This is a genomic window from Okeania sp. SIO2C2, assembly GCF_010692625.1.
In the GTDB taxonomy this organism is placed as follows: domain Bacteria; phylum Cyanobacteriota; class Cyanobacteriia; order Cyanobacteriales; family Microcoleaceae; genus Okeania; species Okeania hirsuta.
Map to the genome: position 1 here is coordinate 40,971 of NZ_JAAHGM010000044.1, position 17,512 is coordinate 58,482.

A 17,512-nucleotide genomic window follows, 5' to 3' on the forward strand; every position below is an offset into this window, starting at 1 on the left:
TGAAATTGAGTTTGAATAAAAAGTTACTGTCAAAGTCTCTTTCCTCAACCTGAGAAGTAATTATTAATTATTAATTATTAATTGCTGACAGCTGACTGCTAATAGCTGAATGCTTAAATTTGAGATGTTAATTTATGCCATTATTAATGTGAATTACTGTAAGCATTTCCTGATAGCTCTTGAAAGAGGAATCAGAGTTGAAAGGTAAGCATTTCCTGCGGAATGCGGAGCTAACAGCGGTCAGCTATCAACTATCAGCTTTATTACCTTTAGTGAATAATTTAAGCTCGTTGTTCTTGTGCTTCAATTCTTTGTTTAAAAATGTAGTAGAAGTTAAGCAAGTGCTTGCTTCATTCATTAAAAAGCTGAATGCAAGGACATGACAAAGGGAATAGCTGACCGCTAATAGCTGTTTGCGCAGCATTCCGCAGGAAATGCTTACGTTGAAAGATTTAATAGAATTAAAAGTCTGAAATAAATTAGCTACTTGCTCACGACTCAATATTACTCAAATTCTTAAACTACTAATTCCTGAAAGCTGACCGCTAATGGCTTAATGGTTACGAATTAGTATAAGTTATTTGTGATTGAAATAACTCGCCTAAATTTTAAATATACATACTAAAAATTTGAAATGAGTTTAGCTAGAACTGTATGTAAAGGTTTTATTGCTGTTATTATTATTGGTGCTATATTACTCATGTTACCTATTTCTATGAGTGATGGAAATTGGAGTCATCCTGTGACTGCTTTATTCACAGCAACTTCTGCTGTTTGTGTGACTGGACTTTCTGTTGTGAATGTGGGGGAATATTATTCTTTTTGGGGGCAATTTTTCCTATTGTTATTGGTTCAAGTTGGAGCTTTGGGTTATATGACTGCTGCAACTATTCTTTTGTTGTTGCTTGGTCGTAAGTTTCGTCTGCGGGAAAAAGTGGCTCTTCAGCAATCTTTGGAACAGGTAGGATTGGCTGGTGTAGAACCTTTAATTAAGTCTATTTTGGCTACAACAATTATGTTTGAATTGACTGGTATTTTGTTACTTTTGTTTGTTTTTGTTCCGAGTTACGGGTTTAAAGATGGTCTTTGGCATTCTATTTTTCATAGTATAAATGCTTTTAATAACGCTGGTTTTAGTTTATATGCAGATGGGTTTATTAAATATGCAAAATCTCCGTTACTAAATTTGGTAATTACTGGCTTGATTATATTTGGGGGATTGGGTTATCAAGTTATTATGGAAATATATTTATGGCTGAAAAATTGTTGGAAAAAAGAGCAAGTTTTTCACACTTTTTCTCTACATTTTAAAGTGGTTACTAATACAACTATTTTTTTATTGATTTTTGGTGTTATTACTTTTTTTATTGCTGAATTTAACAATCCTCAGACTCTAGAAAATTTTAACTTAGGGCAAAAATTAATTGCTGTTTGGTTTCAATCTGTTACTACTAGAACGGCGGGTTTTAATACTATTGATATTGGGAATTTGACTGATGCTGGTTTATTTATCACGATTGTTTTAATGTTTATTGGTGCTAGTCCGGGTAGCACTGGGGGGGGTATTAAAACTACAACTTTTAGAATATTATTGAATAGTACAAAAGCAACTTTACAGGGTAGGGAAGAAGTTTTATGTTATCAACGTAAGATTCCAACTATCGTTATTATTAAAGCTATTGGTGTGGTTTTTGCCTCAGCTTCATTAGTGGCGATCGCTACTACTTTAGCTGCTTTTGCTGACCCAGAATTAGAGTCAATTCAAATTTTCTTTGAAGTTATATCTGCTTTTGCTACAGTTGGTTTATCTACGGGGGTTACTTCTAATTTTACAATTCCTGGGCAATTAGTATTGATTTTAACTATGTATATAGGTAGGGTGGGTGTCTTACTATTAGTGTCTACTATTTTTGCTGAACAAAATCCTAGTGCGGTTCAGTATCCAGAGGAAAATTTATTTGTATAATTTTTGAGTTTTAGGGAGTAGTTCAACAATTAATAATTAATAATTACCTCTCCTTGAAAATAAGAAGATTGACGCTTAATAAAAATTGTTTTTTCCTCTTGGTCAATTGGAGACCAGTGAGTAGACCTCGCCATCCTACCCTACGGGAATCTCTGAAGACTGACCGCTTTTATTCTTTAAAGGAGAGGCTTTAAACCTTAATTATTCGATAATATAAAAGAAGAAAAACAACTGCAACTTAGTAACTTGAGAAACGCTATATTAATGCTAAAGTTAAAAACACAGCAAAAAAACTAAGAGAACAAATTTAGTTAGTTGTGAAAAACTTTTCTCAGCATTGGTAAAATATGAAAATAGATATTTTGGAGGCAACGTTATTTTTACTATTTACAATATAGAAGCTATAACGTTGAATTTTTAGTGAAATTATCGTCTTGGAATTTTTGGCAAAATTTAAAATCTGAAACTAAACAATTTGCAGTAATTGGTTTGGGAAGATTTGGTAAAGCAGTGTGTCTAACTCTGCATAATTTGGGCTATGAAGTTTTGGCTATTGATAGAGAAGAAAAAAGAGTAAATCAAGCTTTAACTGACAAAATATCTTCCCATGCTTTAGAGCTTGATTCAACAGAAATTAATGCCATTAAACAAGCTGGTATTTCAGATTTTGATACAGTAATTGTCGCAATTGGTGATTATTTGTCGGAAAGTATTATTACTACTCTCAATCTTAAAGAAGTGGGAGTAAAATTTGTAGTAGCTAAAGCTTCTTCAGAGACTCATGTCAAACTTTTAAACAAGATTGGAGCAGACTATGTGGTATTTCCAGAGAGAGAAATGGGTTGCGAACTAGCACGATTATTGAGTAAACCTAGAATACTCGATAAATTTGATATAGACCCAGATAATAGTATTGTAGAATTTATTGTACCAGAAAAGTTTGATGGTAAAACTATTGCTGATTTAGAACTACGGAATAAATATGGTTTAAATTTACTGGCAGTGAGCGACGGAAGTGAAAAATTTCAAATTAATCCGAAGCCTAGTACAATTTTAACTAAAGGAATAATAATGATTGTACTTGGTTCTAATCAAGATATTAATCGCTTGCCAAATTAATGGGTGCATCTCAATGCGTGAATAAAGCCAAAAAATTATTGCTTTTAGGCAACAGGCAACAGGCAACAGGCAACAGGAAATATGTAGGAAAAAAGTATTTTTGCAAATAATTTAGATGCACCCAAATTAATATTACCGAATAATTAATAATTAAATAATTAAATAATTAAATAATTAAATAATTATGGTTTAAAGTCTCCCCTTTTAAGGGTAAAAAAGCGGTCGAGGGATGGCGAGGTCTCCTCGCCATATCCAATCGACCAAGAGAAGAAACAATATTTCCCTATATTCAATTCCGTAACGGTTTTAACCAGAGGTAATTATCAATTATCAATTATCAATTAATTAAAGGGTTTTTCATTTAAGTAGACTACAAAACTATTTTTGCTTAGGGAGTAGGAAGCAGGGAGTAGGGAGTATAAAAATGCTTTTATTACGGAAAAATTGTGGTTTAAAGCCTCCTCTTTTAAGGGGATAAAAAGAAAAATTTTCCTTTTAGTCAATCCTCTCCTTTAAAAGAAGAGATAATAATTAATTAGGGTTTGCTTATGGAAAGTCTTTTTGCTGGGGTAGGAGACAGGAAACAGGAGACAGGAGACAGGAGAAATAGGAATTTAGAAGAGGTAGGAGTAAAAATTGTCCCTTGATTTTTCTGCCCAACTATGGGCCTAAAATACTAATATGCGCCTAAAATACTAACTTTTTGAGCCTGAAGAGCTGAAAACCAGGTACTTTTTTCGACCCCTAAAAGGCTAAAGTCTTTATATGTCAATGCTTTTAGATTTAATCAGCAAGCCCTAATTATTAATTATTAATTGTTGAGTGTAGTCTATCTATGTGAAAACTGCTATAAAATAATCGTAAATTAAGATAAAAATAATTCAAGGTTATTATGGGAGAAATTTCACATTATCAGGAAGCAAAAATCACAACTAATTTGGTGCAAAAATATTTCCCATGGCTATATAGTTTTTGGAAGTTTGCACGTCCCCATACAATTATTGGTACAACATTAAGTGTATTGGCAATATATCTAATTGCTATGGGTGATCGCTCTAATTTTTTTAATCAATCTTTTTTCATATATAGTTTAATTCTGTTATTGGTAACTTGGATAAGTTGTCTATGTGGAAATATTTATATAGTAGGATTAAACCAATTAGAAGATGTGGAAATAGACCGAATTAATAAACCTCATCTTCCTATAGCTGCTGGTGAATTTTCTCGGTTTTCTGGTCAACTAATTGTGGCAATAACGGGAGTTTTAGCTTTAAGTTTAGCTCTAGTTGGCGGACCTTTTTTATTAGGTACGGTGGGAATAAGTTTAGTAATTGGTACATTTTATTCTTTGCCTCCTATTAGATTAAAAAGATTTCCTTTTTGGGCAGCTTTATGTATTTTTACTGTGCGGGGAGTAATTGTTAATCTAGGTTTATTTTTAAGCTTTGTTTGGGGATTAGAAAAAGTTGAGGAAGTCTCAGGAAGTTTAAATAAATGGATAGAAGGAGTAGGTGAAATAATTCTCCTCAAAAAAAGCTTGATAATTCCAGAAATTCCTCCCACAATATGGGCGCTAACTTTGTTTGTGATAGTCTTCACTTTTGCTATTGCAATTTTTAAGGATATTCCAGATATTGAAGGAGACCGTAAATTTAATATCACTACATTTACAATTAAATTAGGGACATTTACTGTCTTTAATTTGGCAAGGTGGGTATTAACAATTTGCTATGTCGGTATGATTATATTGGGTGTAGTTTGCTTGGCAAATGTTAATTTCATTTTTTTGGCAATAACTCATTTTTTAGCTTTATGTTTAATGTGGTGGCGTAGTCAAAAAGTAGACCTGCAAGATAAAAAGGCGATCGCTGATTTTTATCAATTTATTTGGAAACTATTTTTCCTAGAATATCTAATTTTTCCTATGGCTTGTCTTTTTTAAGTTAAAAGTCAAAAGTCAAAAGTCAAAAGTAAGAAAGTTGATAATTTTGGTAAGGTACACACATCGCGTCTTTTTTAAGTCAAACGTCAAAAGTCAAAAGTTAAAAGTAAGAAAGTTGATAATTTTGGTAAGGTACACACATCGGGTCTTTTTTAAGTCAAAAGTCAAAAGTTAAAAGTTAAAAGTAAGAAAGAGGAATATGCTGTATAAATCATGCAATTACTGATTTTATTTATCAGTGAAAATGAACAATTTGACCAAAATAAACTGGTAGATATTGTTAAAAATATCCCAGGAATTGAAAATATCCGAGAAGGAGAATTTGTCGGTTCTATCCTGGAGTTTGAATTTAGGGAAGGAGAGGATTTTACCACAGTGCGTTTGAGTGGCGATCGCGAAACTATTAGTATTTCTGGGCTAGGAGATGCTAGTTTAAAAATTGCTTTGTCAATTCGAAAACGCTATCCTCAACCAATTATTGCCGTGGATTCAGATTACAGTTTCGAGCTAGTTTTAGATAAGATAAACTCCCTCGACCAACTGCGTCAAAAAATATTAGATTCGTCTTATCAAACAGTCAATTAAGATTAATATTTTGAGTAACATCGTGGTAGACAATAATGTACAAAACACAAGCAGCAGATACAACAATAGAAGCTGAAAAAATCTGGTTTTAACTCATAGGTAAAATTCCTATAGAAACCAGAATAATGCAACATCATAGATCATCTATTCAGTCACAACAAATCTGGTGGGATTTATTTAAACAGCAACATAATAATTTAACCAATAAACAAGTAAAAATAGAGTATATAAAATTAAAATTAGGAGAGCAATATTGCTCAATAAATAAATTAATTGATAAAGATTTTATGATTGTTTCTGAAATAGATTTAGCTGTAAATCTTGGTGAAATATTAGATAATTTGAACATTCCTTACTATTTAGGTGGTGGTCTTGGTAGTTCCTTCTGGGGAGAACGGAGACAAACAGAGGACGCTAATATTGCAGTAATTTTAGAACCAGAAAAAGTAGAACAATTAATAGCAGCTTTAGCAAAAGAATTTGATGTAAGTGAAGTTGCTATAGATGATGCTATGAGGGGTAGTAATAATACCTTTAATGTTATTCACACAGCATCAGTAATCAAAGCTGATATCTATCCTATTAAACAATCTAATGATTTTGATTTGTCCGCAATGTCGCGACGGAAACAAGTGAAACTATTTTCTACAAATAAATTGATTTATATTGTTTCCCCTGAAGATATTGTGTTACAGAAATTAAGGTGGTACAAAATTGCGGATAATTATTCTCAAAAACAATGGCGCGATGTATTAGGAGTTTTAAAAGCTAGACGAAAAATATTAGATTTTAACTATTTGAGACTGTGGAGTAATTATCTAAAATTAACTCCAGAATTAGAAAAAGCTTTTGATGAAACAAATGTGGTGGGATAGTAAAAAAATAGACCTGGAAGATAAAAGAGCGATCGCTGATTTTTATCAATTTATTTGGAAACTATTTTTCCGAGAATATCCAGTTTTTTCTATGGCTTATCTTTGATATTACTCAGATTTTGGTTGCCTCAAAAATTTCTGGGAATTAGGAAAAGTCTGGTCTGGGAAAAAAGGTAATAATTTCAGATTTTCTATTTTTTGTGAGGGGTATTTTTTCTGAGAAATATGGGTGTAGGGGATGGCAAGTCAAATTCTGATAGATGAGATGATGATCTGGATTTTTATCAATAGGTGGTCTTTGATATTACTCAGATTTTGATTGTGTCAATAATTTCTGGGAATTAGGAAAAGTCTGCTCTGGGAAAAAAAGGTAATAATTTCAGATTTTCTATTTTTTTTCGGGGTATTTTTTCTGAGAAATATGGGTGTAGGGGATGGCAATTCAAATTCTGATAGATGAGATGATGATTTGGATTTTTGTCTATTTATTGGGAAAGTATTTTTCGGAGAATATCTAATTTTTTCCATAGCTTATCTTTGATATTACTCAGATTTTGGTTGTGTCAAAAATTTCTGGGAATTAGGAAAAGTCTGCTCTGGGGAAAAAAGGTAATAATTTTAGATTTTCTATTTTTTTCGGGGTATTTTTCTGAGAAATATGGGTCTAGGGGATGGCAAGTCAAATTCTGATAGATGAGATGATGATCTGGATTTTTATCAATAGGTGGTCTTTGATATTACTCAGATTTTGATTGTGTCAAGAATTTCTGGGAATTAGGAAAGTATTTTTGGGAGAATATCTAATTTTTTCCATAGCTTATCTTTGATATTACTCAGATTTTGGTTGCCTCAAAAATTTCTGGGAATTAGGAAAAGTCTGGTCTGGGAAAAAAAGGTAATAATTTCAGATTTTCTATTTTTTTTCGGGGTATTTTTTCTGAGAAATATGGGTGTAGGGGATGGCAAGTCAAATTCTTATATATGAGATGATACTCTGGGTTTTTGTCTATTTATTAGGAAAGTATTTTTGGGAGAATATCTAATTTTTTCCATAGCTTATCTTTGATATTACTCAGATTTTGGTTGCCTCAAAAATTTCTGGGAATTAGGAAAGTATTTTTCGGAGAATATCTAATTTTTTCCATAGCTTATCTTTGATATTACTCAGATTTTGATTGTGTCAAAAATTTCTGGGAATTAGGAAAAGTCTGCTCTGGGAAAAAAGGTAATAATTTCAGATTTTCTATTTTTTTTCGGGGTATTTTTTCTGAGAAATATGGGTGTAGGGGATGGCAAGTCAAATTCTGATAGATGAGGTGATGATCTGGATTTTTATCAATAGGTGGTCTTTGATATTACTCAGATTTTGATTGTGTCAAGAATTTCTGGGAATTAGGAAAAGTTACCTCTGGGAAAAAAAGGTAATAGGGATACTTCTTGAAAAGTCTATATTTAATGGAGAAGCACAAGTACAATAACTGTATAACCGGATTTTATATGACTAATATAAATATGACTAAATCACCAGGAAAAGTATATATTGTTGGAGCTGGACCCGGAAGTAAAGAATATTTGACTGTCAAAGCATATTCTCTCATTACTCAAGCTGAAGTATTAATTTATGATGCCTTAGTTGATGACTCAATTCTAAAATTAGTACCAGAAAATTGTTTAAAAATAGAGATGGGTAAACGTGGCGGTAAACCTAGTATGTCTCAGTCAGAAATTAATAACTTATTAGTAGAAAAATGTCGTTTAGGCAAGCAAGTAATTAGATTAAAAGGAGGAGACCCTTTTATTTTTGGTCGTGCTGCTTCAGAAATTCAAGCATTAATTGAAGCTAGTTGTGATTTTGAAGTTGTACCAGGAATTTCTTCTGCATTAACAGCACCTTTACTAGCAAATATTCCTCTGACAGATGCAGTAATGAGTAGAGCTTTTGTAGTCTTAACTGCTCACGATATAGAAGCATTAGACTGGGAAAGAATTTCTCAGATTGAAACTTTAGTAATTTTAATGGGGGCACGAAATTTAGATGAAATTGTGCGTCAGTTATTAAGACATAAAAGAACATCTCAAACTCCGGTGGCAATTATTCAAAATTGTGCCACTCCAAAACAACAAATTTGGATTGGTAGTTTAGGGAATATTGTTGAACAAACCTATGCTGAATATTTGTCCCCTTGTGTGATAATAGTAGGGGAAGTAGTCAGGTTACGAGATTATTTAAAATCTCCAAATAATATGGTTAGAGAAAATTCAGTAGCAAAAACTGAAATGGCACCTTTAGCAAATAAAACTGTTTTAGTTACTCGTGCAGCAGGTCAGTCTAGTAAGTTTAGCGATCGCCTACAAAAAGCAGGGGCAAAAGTAATTGAAATGCCAGCTTTAGTTATTACTCCTCCTTCAAGTTGGCATGATTTAGACCAGGCTATTAATAATATAGATAGTTTTGATTGGTTAATTTTGACTTCTACAAATGGGGTAGATTATTTTTTTGAAAGATTGGCAGAGAAAGGTCAGGATAGTCGTGCTTTATCTGGTGTAAAAATAGCAGTTGTTGGTAAAAAAACGGCAGGAAGTTTGAATGCTCGTGGTTTGAAACCAGATTTTATTCCACCTAATTTTGTTGCTGATTCTTTGGTGGTAAATTTCCCAGAAAATTTAAGTGAAAAAAAGGTTTTATTTCCCAGGGTAGAGACTGGTGGTAGGGAAGTATTAGTGAATGAGTTAAGTAGTCAAGGTGCGGAGGTAATAGAAGTAGCTGCTTATGAGTCTAGTTGTCCAGAAAATATTTCACCGGAAGCTTTATTAGCACTACAAAATTGTCAGATAGATATTATGACTTTTGCTAGTTCTAAAACGGTGCGAAATTTTTGTTATTTGACGGCTGAAAATCAAGATAATTTACCGCAAAATTGGTTAGAAAATATTTGTATTGCTTCTATCGGACCTCAAACTTCTCAAAGTTGTCAAAATTTGTTAGGTAGAGTAGATGTGGAAGCTGAAGAATATACTTTGGATGGGTTGACTGAAGCTATTATTAAGTGGGTAGGAATTATAAGTCAAAAGTCAAAAGTTAAAAGTTAAAAGTAAGAAAAAAGGAATTAAAAGTCAAAAGTCAAAAGTAAGAAAATCTGATTTCTGACTCCTACTCTCACTTATAAGACTTTTTCAGCAAACCCTAACCCTAATTAGTATATAAAGACTAAAATACATTGAGTTTCTTGGGAGAGGGGTATTAATTATTGAACTGCTATTTTATCTTTTATAGCGCTACGCATTACGGTTAGGACATTTCTCAACCCTGTTAGCGGAGCTTTTCCGCACCGAAAACCTTTTAACAGTTTACTATTCCCTATTCCCTATTCCCTAGCGCGTAGCGCTATAAATTAGCTAAATTGTATGTGATTTGACATCCTCCCGACGCTGCTCTGCGAGACAGCGCGGGATTCCCATCCATCATTCAAACAGACACTTGCTGAACGAACGACTCAGGGCGGGTTGACACCTCGCTGGAAAATGCTGGCTTGCCAGTCTAACGCTTCTGAGGTGTCCGTTTAATTTCTCCGAGTGCCCCTCGGCGACTTGATTGAAAAGTAATAGTAGCCTCAACCTTGGTTTTTAGTTGAGCAATATTTGTATGTTAACAGATTATCTGTAAAACCGCAAGATTGATTGGCATTCCCATACGACGCTCCCCTAAGGGAGAGCGCGGGTCTTCTGCCAACATTTAGATAAAATCCAGTTATACAGTTATCGCACTTTCTACTTCCATTCAATGCAGACATAAAATGCCGGAATATCCCCAGATAATTCCTACTCTCATCCTTTCTTCCTACTGACTCCTGACTCCTGACTCCTGACTCCTCTCATCATAAAACTTGAAGTAACGTAAAAATATCCAAGTCAATGTACAACCTAATATATAGTACAAAAAATCCCACCATACAAAAGTATTTCCTAACAACAGTCTGCCAATTAAAGTTGCTCGAATAGTTTGTAAAAAAGGTGGTTTCCATAACTGCATAAATTCTAGAAAACAGGTGACAATAAATACCCAAAAAGCTACTAAACCTGGTTTAAGTCGAGGTCGAATAAAAATTACTAAAAAAATCCAGAATGCTTCATAAAAAATTGAACTAAAAGAATTATTTAGCCATTCTGAAAATAGTCCTTCATAAAATTTAGTTGCAAAACCTAAAATTACAGTAAATATCAAACAAATTATAATTTTAATTCTATATCTTTTCATCTTTTCAGAAAAATTATATGAAATATAAAAAAGAATGCTACGAAGAATTTTCCTCCTGAAAAGACTTTATTTAAAAATGCCTATTTGGCGTTGCTGAATGATAATGATTTTTAGATTAAGTATCAACGCAAAACATAAGTTTTTCAATTTGACCTTCAGCTACTTACCATTACATTTCAGCAACGCCGTCTATTTGACTAAAAACAGAGTTTTACTTTAGCTAAATGATATAGCAATTTCCATGCTTATGGGGTCATTTCAGTTATCAGTTATCAGTACCTCTGAAATAAGGAGGCTTAAAATCAGGAATATTCTCTTTTTTTATCCCCTTAAAAGGGGAGACTTTAGACCACAATTTCTCGGTAAAAAATTCCTTTGCTTTAGGTAGTAGGGAGTAGGAAATAGAAAAAAGGATAAAGGAGAGGCTTTAAACCTTAATTATTCGGTAAACGACCAACCACTTCATGTCTTATAACCCCAAACAATTTTAAGCGCCCCCGTTGTAGGGTATTAAACCCGCCACAGAAAAGATAAAAGAAGGTTACAAAATTGTTTTTATAGACAAGGGAAAACAGGAAACAAATATTTGTTGCTAAATAAATACAGCGTATTTCAGGTTAATGAAGTACAGTAATATCATGTCTGAAAATAGCGTGAGAAAAACAACTTTCTTCCCCTCTTACTTCCTCTTTTCTATTGTAACTCCCTAATCTGATAGCTTCCCTACCTATAAGTCCCCAATCCAATGCCCTATTTAGGGTTTGCTGAAAAAGTATTTTAGTAGGGGTAGGAGACAACCCACCTCTAACCCCTCCCAGGAGGGGAAGACAGCTATACTGGAGACAGGAGAAATGGATCGGGAGCGAGGAAGTAGGAGCGGGCGTTTTGTCCCAAGATTGTTCTGCCCAACTATGCGCCTAAAATACGCTCCATGCATGAGCGTGAAGAGCTGAAACAGGCGCACTTTTTTCGTTCCCAAAAAGGCACTTGTCTTTATATGTCAATGCTTTTATATTTAATCAGCAAGCCCTATTTAGCTTTATAGCTATTTATAACTATTCAACCAGACATAATATATACCAGAAGGAAGAAGGAAGAAGGAGGAAGTCTATTAAGCAAAAAAACCTAAATTTCCTGTAGATATTCACCCTTGAATTTACATAAACTATACTAACGGACATGATATTAATTATGAAGAACTATTTGCTCAAATTCTCTTCTACAAATAATTATCTTTTCTGTGCCGGGTTTAATATCAAATCCATTTAATTCGGTATAAAAACATTCTTCATCTTCACGGCATTGCTGAGGGGCGGGATGAATATCAGTGGGATAAGTATCCTGCCTGCGGTGAAAATATCAGGAACGGGCAAGATGCCCATTCCACAAAACTATAATTGTCCTTTATTGTCTCAAAAATATCTTTATTTTCCGCTCAAAACTGAATCCAAAATTGCTTGAGCTGCACGACTACAAACTCCTTCTTTTCCCAAAGCATGACGCATTTCCTGATAATTTACTATCATTTTTTCTCGGCGCTGAGAATTTAATAGAAGTTCCAAAGCTTCAGAAACAATTTTTTCAGGAGTAGCATTTTCTTGAAACAATTCTGGCACAATAGCTTTCATTTGTACCAAATTTGGTGGCGACATAAATGGAATTGAAAATCTCAAAATATTCCTAGCAATCCAAACAGTTATTGGATTAACTTTATAAACTACTACTTGCGGTACATTTAGCAAAGCTATTTCCAAATTTACAGTACCAGATTTAGCGATCGCTAAGTCGGCTGCAGCCAGAATTTCTAAATTTTTACTTTCTTGTATTTCTTGATTATTTTGTAGCAGAGATGGATAAATTTTTGCCTGTAGTTGATACTTCTTAATTGCCTCTTCAATAGGATGACGATAACTTTCTAAAGAAAGAGGAATTAGAAAATGAACTTGAGGTAATTTTTCCTGAATTATTTGTGCTGCTCGAAATATTACTGGCATTAAATATTTAATTTCTTGTCGTCGAGATGCTGGTAATAAAGCGATCGCTATTGTATCTGATTTTATGCCCAAATTATGACGTGCTTTTTCCCTATTAGGAGCTATTTTTATTCTGTCAATTATGGGATGACCTACCCAAGTAACTTTAGCTCCTTTTTGTCGAAAATAATTTGCTTCTTCCGGAAAAATTGCCAAAATTTTGTTTGCTAAATTTACTATTTTATTTGTTTTACCCTTTCCCAGAGACCAAACCCATTCTTGAGGAGCAATGTACCAAATAATTGGTAAATTCGGCCAGGTTTTACGGATATAATTACCAATACTAATATTAGGTCCCATATAGTCAATTAAAACAACTATATCAGGGGATTCGTCATGTAAATATTCCTTTGCTTTTTGTTGTAATTTCAGAGTAGGAAAAACGAAAGGCAAAGACTCAATAATTCCGACAGCACCAATTTTTGTTGTATTTCCTAATAAAGTAGCACCAGCAGCAGCCATTCTATCGCCCCCCAATCCTACAATATCCAACTTTAAACCCTGGAGTTGAGCTTGACGGTAGAGTGCTTCAACTAATAGAGACCCTTGTAAATCTCCAGAAACTTCACCTGTACTAATAAAAATTTTCATAAGACATAGGGGACTGGTCATTTCAGTTGTCAGTTATCAGTTATCAGCAAAAGAGGTGCAAATATAAAAACTCAAACCTCAATTACTTCATTCCAACTGAAAGAAACTATATACCAATCGAAGCAAAAATTAAGACATTTCTAAATGATTGAACTCAATCATAGATTATTTTTGACTTTTGCTTTGTCCATAGCGCAACAAGACTTTTAAATAATAGTATATTAATTAAATTTATAATTAATTGATTAACATATTGATAATTTAAATTGATTTTGACAAAATAGGATATATCCTATACTTATATCTTGCTTTCAATATTTTCGACCTTTTTTTTGACACTAAAGCTTGACAGTGTAGCGTCTTTTTATATTATTATAAAAGCACAAAAATTTGTTAGCATTCATCCCGACACCAAATCAAAGATTATGGTGCGGGTCTTCTGCTAACATTCTGATAAATGCGGGATGATTTTAATAGTTTTGTGGAAGTGGAAGTGGAATGGGCCTCTTGCCCGTTCCTAATATTTTCACTGCAGGCAAGGACAGGCAGGATGCCTGCCCCCACTTATCACTTATATTCATCCCGCCCCTCAGCAATTCCAAAAATTAAGGTTAGCCCAAAAACTACTTTCTCGTAAAACCAAAGGATCTAATAACTATCACAAAGCAAGGGTCAAAGTAGCTAGGATACACGCAAAAATCAAAGATTCAAGGCTTGACTATACTCAACTGTAAGGCCGGAAGGGAATAAATCTTGGAAGGCAGGTGCATTGTTAGCGCAACTCCTCTGTAAAGAGGCAGCAGAAAACCCCTACCAGCAATGGAGCGAGAATCCCGCCCTGTCTCGTAGAAAAGCGTCGGGAGGATGTCAATCCAACTTAAAGAGACTATAATTCTTGATATAAAATGACAAATCTTGCCTCTTTTCCATAGCATTACGAAGAGCTTCAGATAAATTTACGTCTTTGTCTCTATCTATAATACCGATTATAATAATTCTAGGTTGAGGAGCTGTCTGTTGTTTAGTCTTGGGTGAACATTCTCCTTTGTACTTTCCTAAGTTCAAAGTGTATCCTGATTTGTCTTTGAGGTCGTGCTTTTCTAGAGTTTCCTGCAACCATTCATCCAACTTGCCAGCTCTAATTTTGGACCTCTCGAAGCTAAGTGCTACAACACAGATTGTCTAAGAAAAATAAGAGTTCTGCTAACTACGAGAAAGCAAGGATTAAAGTAGAGAAACAGCACAATCATATTGCATTCAAACGCAAAGACTATAAGTTCAAATTAGCCCATAAATTATGTGACATGGCTGAGACTATCTTTGTGGAAGACATATCCAAGTTGATATTCTTTTAACCCCAACCACCCTTTGGCTTCTCCGTAAAAAACCTCTATCCAATTTCTATTTGAGTAAGTATTTACTATTCACTCAGATGTCACTTTTGAATTCTCAACATTTTTTCTTCATTTACTTGTGTAAGTCCCAATAGACAATTTAATAGAAATGATAGACATAATTGAAAAAGTTTGGGAAGTATTGCTTTGTATCAGTTGGAGCAATTTTTTCCCTCTATTTAACAAAAACTCTATTAACGATCAATCTCTTCTAACCTTGCTCCCTTAGACATTTTTCCCGGCATCGGTCCACGACGTTTAGACTCAAGAGACATACTTAAAAAAGAATACAATTTTTGAATATACTTGTTATGAAAATCTAACTCTAATTCTGCTAAAGCTTCAGTCAGAGACCTACCAGAACGATAGAGAGTTCGGAAAGCCTTCTTCAATATTGCTAAATCTGCACTTGTCAAACCTGCACGCTTTAATCCTAATAAATTGAGCGATCGCACCAAACAAGGATGACCTTCCACCAACATAAACGGTGGTACATCTTTAACTATACGACTCATACCACCCACCATTGCCATTTTACCAATATGTACAAACTGATGAATACCCAATACCCCACCAATAACAGCTTTTGACTCAATTTTGACATGACCTGCTAAAGAAACAGCATTAGCTATGACCACAGAATCTTCAATAATACAATTATGCGCCACATGGACATAAGCCATCAGTAAATTGTCATTACCAATAACAGTACTCTCACCTGCATAAGTAGCACGATTAACTGTAACGTATTCTCTGATTTTGTTATTGTTGCCAATTTTCAACCCGCTTGGAGCACCTGCATATTTTAAATCTTGTGGTTCTAGACCAATAGCTGCCCCAGGAAAAATTCGATTACCAGAGCCAATTTCTGTTGGTCCTTCAATCACAACATGAGCGCCAATGGTAGTTCCCGCACCTACCTTGACCTGTTCCTCTATTACAGCATAGGGACCCACTTGTACAGTGGGATGCAGTTCGGCACTTTCAGCAATAACAGCTGTTGGATGAATCAGAGTAGGCATACTTCAATCCATTATTGAAAACATCAAATTTCCTTCTGCGGCTTTTTGACCATCCACTTCTGCAAGACCTTGCACTTTACCAAACTTGCCACCTTTAACAGATAATAATTCTGTCTTTAATATTAGTTGGTCTCCTGGAACTACTGGGCGACGAAACCTGACCTTATCCATACCTGCAAATACAAATAATCCTTTCTGAAGCTCTGGCATTTGAGCAAAGACTATGCCTGCAACTTGAGCCATTGCTTCTATGATTAATACCCCTGGCATAATTGGTCTTCCAGGAAAATGTCCTTGAAAATGGGGTTCATTAAAAGTCACATTTTTAATACCTACCGCTCTTTCTCCTGGTACATATTCTATAATACCGTCTACCAAAGCAAAGGGATATCGGTGGGGTAATAGTTTGTGAATTTCTTCAATGGTCATAATATTTACCCCAGTAGTCCCAGTATCTTGATTTGGCTGAGTTGAAGAATTTTCTGTGGTTTGTGCTGAATCTGTTGTAGTTTTTTCAGAGGTTGACATTATGTACAGTTCTTAATTGGCAGTCTTGATTTTACCATTATTCACTTCTAGCTGCTCTAAACAGACAGAGATTCTAAGCAGATGCTAGGCAACGGGATAAATAAACATTGCTCGCTTCTTCTTAGCTGTCACCCAGAAATTTATCCGGGTGGGACGAGTCAAAACGCCCCTAGACACTCACTTGTATTGACATTAAGTTATACAGATTGTGCTTACTTTTTCTGAGCTTTCGGGAGATTATATCACTATGTCAAAATGCTACACTCCCTGTCCTGCCATTGCTGCTAGTGATATAGTCATACTGCCGTTGAATGTATCAACCGTTGTTTCTTATTTACCGGGATTTCTCGGTACTAGGATAGTTCCAGGTGCAAATGAACACCTTACTCAAACTTTAATTCTATCAATTCGGTCCAATTTTTCCATAACGGTCATTTTTACCCCTGCCTGAAGGTGAGGAGCTTTCAATCTTCTTCTATGTAATAAGAAGTAATCCTAACATGAATTTTTAGTCTTACTATCTACAGATAACTCAGAAATTTTTTGAGCTAATTGTATATGTAATTTATGGCTAGCTTTGTAAGCCAGATAATGAGCTTGAGGAAAACTACCTAATAAACTCAAATCTCCTACTAAGTCCAAGAGTTTATGACGTACAGGTTCATTTTCAAATCTTAAGGGTGGATTTAACCATCCGGACTCATTACAAACTAGAGCATTATCTAGACTACCACCTTTAATTAAACCAGCTTCTCGTAAGTGGTCAATTTGATGTGCTAAGGCAAATGTACGAGCTGGGGCAATACAGTCAGCAAAACTTTCTGTTTCTGGAGACCAACTATGCCATTGATTACCAATAGCTGGTAGATTAAAATCTATTCCGTAAGTAAACCGAGTTTCTGGACTAGGTAAGGCAGCGACAAAAGCATCACCTTGATTTATCCAAATTGGTCGGTCGATCGAATTTTCAGTCCTTAGTTTTGGGTTAAGAATGTGCTTTATTGGCTGTGGGCGATCGGTATTGTTAATATTTTTTTGCCCCATCTCCCCATCTCCCCATCTCCCCATCTCCCCATCTCCCCATCTCCCAATCTCCCCATCTCCCCATCTCCCCATCTCCCCATCTCCCCATCTCCACATCTCCCCATCTCCCCATCTCCCCATTTCCCCATTTTCCTCCTCTGGTTGAGCAATTAATCCTA

At 34.6% G+C, this 17,512-nt stretch carries 13 protein-coding genes and 1 pseudogene; 8 read left to right on the forward strand and 6 right to left on the reverse strand.

Features of this window, described 5'->3' with window-relative positions; genetic code table 11:
* The first annotated feature begins 634 nt into the window (after positions 1-634).
* The 7 genes from F6K18_RS26180 to cobA all read left to right on the forward strand — a co-directional run bounded on the left by F6K18_RS26180 (position 635) and on the right by cobA (position 9,577).
* A complete protein-coding gene (locus F6K18_RS26180) occupies positions 635-1,966 on the forward strand; it encodes a TrkH family potassium uptake protein (RefSeq protein ID WP_287525216.1) in 1,332 nt (443 codons plus the stop codon).
* A 420-nt stretch (positions 1,967-2,386) separates the two neighbouring features.
* A complete protein-coding gene (locus F6K18_RS26185) occupies positions 2,387-3,085 on the forward strand; it encodes a TrkA family potassium uptake protein (protein ID WP_287525217.1) in 699 nt (232 codons plus the stop codon).
* Positions 3,086-3,977: 892 nt separating this feature from the next.
* Complete coding sequence (locus F6K18_RS26190) at positions 3,978-5,027, forward strand: homogentisate phytyltransferase (protein ID WP_287525218.1); 1,050 nt, start codon at positions 3,978-3,980, stop codon at positions 5,025-5,027.
* A 213-nt stretch (positions 5,028-5,240) separates the two neighbouring features.
* Positions 5,241-5,612 carry a hypothetical protein gene (locus tag F6K18_RS26195; RefSeq protein ID WP_287525219.1) on the forward strand — a complete coding sequence of 124 codons (372 nt, stop codon included), beginning with the start codon at positions 5,241-5,243 and terminating at the stop codon, positions 5,610-5,612.
* Between the two features lie 125 nt (positions 5,613-5,737).
* The gene (locus tag F6K18_RS26200; RefSeq protein ID WP_287525220.1) at positions 5,738-6,487 is read left to right on the forward strand and encodes a hypothetical protein; all 750 of its coding nucleotides are present in this window, start codon (positions 5,738-5,740) and stop codon (positions 6,485-6,487) included.
* Positions 6,462-6,593: a hypothetical protein gene (locus tag F6K18_RS26205; RefSeq protein ID WP_353735174.1), complete on the forward strand. Its 132-nt coding sequence runs from the start codon at positions 6,462-6,464 to the stop codon at positions 6,591-6,593. The genes F6K18_RS26200 and F6K18_RS26205 overlap by 26 nt, the downstream gene beginning before the upstream one ends.
* A gap of 1,406 nt (positions 6,594-7,999) precedes the next feature.
* A complete protein-coding gene (gene cobA, locus F6K18_RS26210; protein WP_287525221.1) occupies positions 8,000-9,577 on the forward strand; it encodes a uroporphyrinogen-III C-methyltransferase in 1,578 nt (525 codons plus the stop codon).
* A 748-nt stretch (positions 9,578-10,325) separates the two neighbouring features.
* On the opposite strand, the gene F6K18_RS26215 is transcribed toward cobA, so the two are convergent.
* Together F6K18_RS26215 and lpxB are read right to left on the reverse strand one after the other, a co-directional pair.
* Positions 10,326-10,709: a DUF2809 domain-containing protein gene (locus F6K18_RS26215; protein WP_353735175.1), complete on the reverse strand. Its 384-nt coding sequence runs from the start codon at positions 10,707-10,709 to the stop codon at positions 10,326-10,328.
* A 1,457-nt stretch (positions 10,710-12,166) separates the two neighbouring features.
* Positions 12,167-13,366, reverse strand: a complete 1,200-nt coding sequence (lpxB, locus tag F6K18_RS26220; RefSeq protein ID WP_287525226.1) for a lipid-A-disaccharide synthase — start codon at positions 13,364-13,366, stop codon at positions 12,167-12,169.
* Between the two features lie 575 nt (positions 13,367-13,941).
* Between lpxB and F6K18_RS26225 the strand changes: the two genes are divergently transcribed.
* Complete coding sequence (locus F6K18_RS26225) at positions 13,942-14,100, forward strand: transposase (protein WP_353735176.1); 159 nt, start codon at positions 13,942-13,944, stop codon at positions 14,098-14,100.
* A gap of 133 nt (positions 14,101-14,233) precedes the next feature.
* On the opposite strand, the gene F6K18_RS26230 is transcribed toward F6K18_RS26225, so the two are convergent.
* The 4 genes and pseudogenes from F6K18_RS26230 to F6K18_RS26245 form a co-directional block, all read right to left on the reverse strand.
* Entirely contained in the window at positions 14,234-14,494 is a 261-nt protein-coding gene (locus F6K18_RS26230; RefSeq protein ID WP_287525223.1) for a hypothetical protein, read from the reverse strand.
* A 460-nt stretch (positions 14,495-14,954) separates the two neighbouring features.
* Positions 14,955-15,782 carry an acyl-ACP--UDP-N-acetylglucosamine O-acyltransferase gene (gene lpxA / locus F6K18_RS26235; protein ID WP_287525224.1) on the reverse strand — a complete coding sequence of 276 codons (828 nt, stop codon included), beginning with the start codon at positions 15,780-15,782 and terminating at the stop codon, positions 14,955-14,957.
* Between the two features lie 3 nt (positions 15,783-15,785).
* A complete protein-coding gene (gene fabZ, locus F6K18_RS26240) occupies positions 15,786-16,310 on the reverse strand; it encodes a 3-hydroxyacyl-ACP dehydratase FabZ (protein ID WP_287525225.1) in 525 nt (174 codons plus the stop codon).
* Between the two features lie 495 nt (positions 16,311-16,805).
* Positions 16,806-17,270: pseudogene (locus F6K18_RS26245) on the reverse strand (UDP-3-O-acyl-N-acetylglucosamine deacetylase); the annotation flags it as partial.
* Positions 17,271-17,512: the final 242 nt, after the last annotated feature.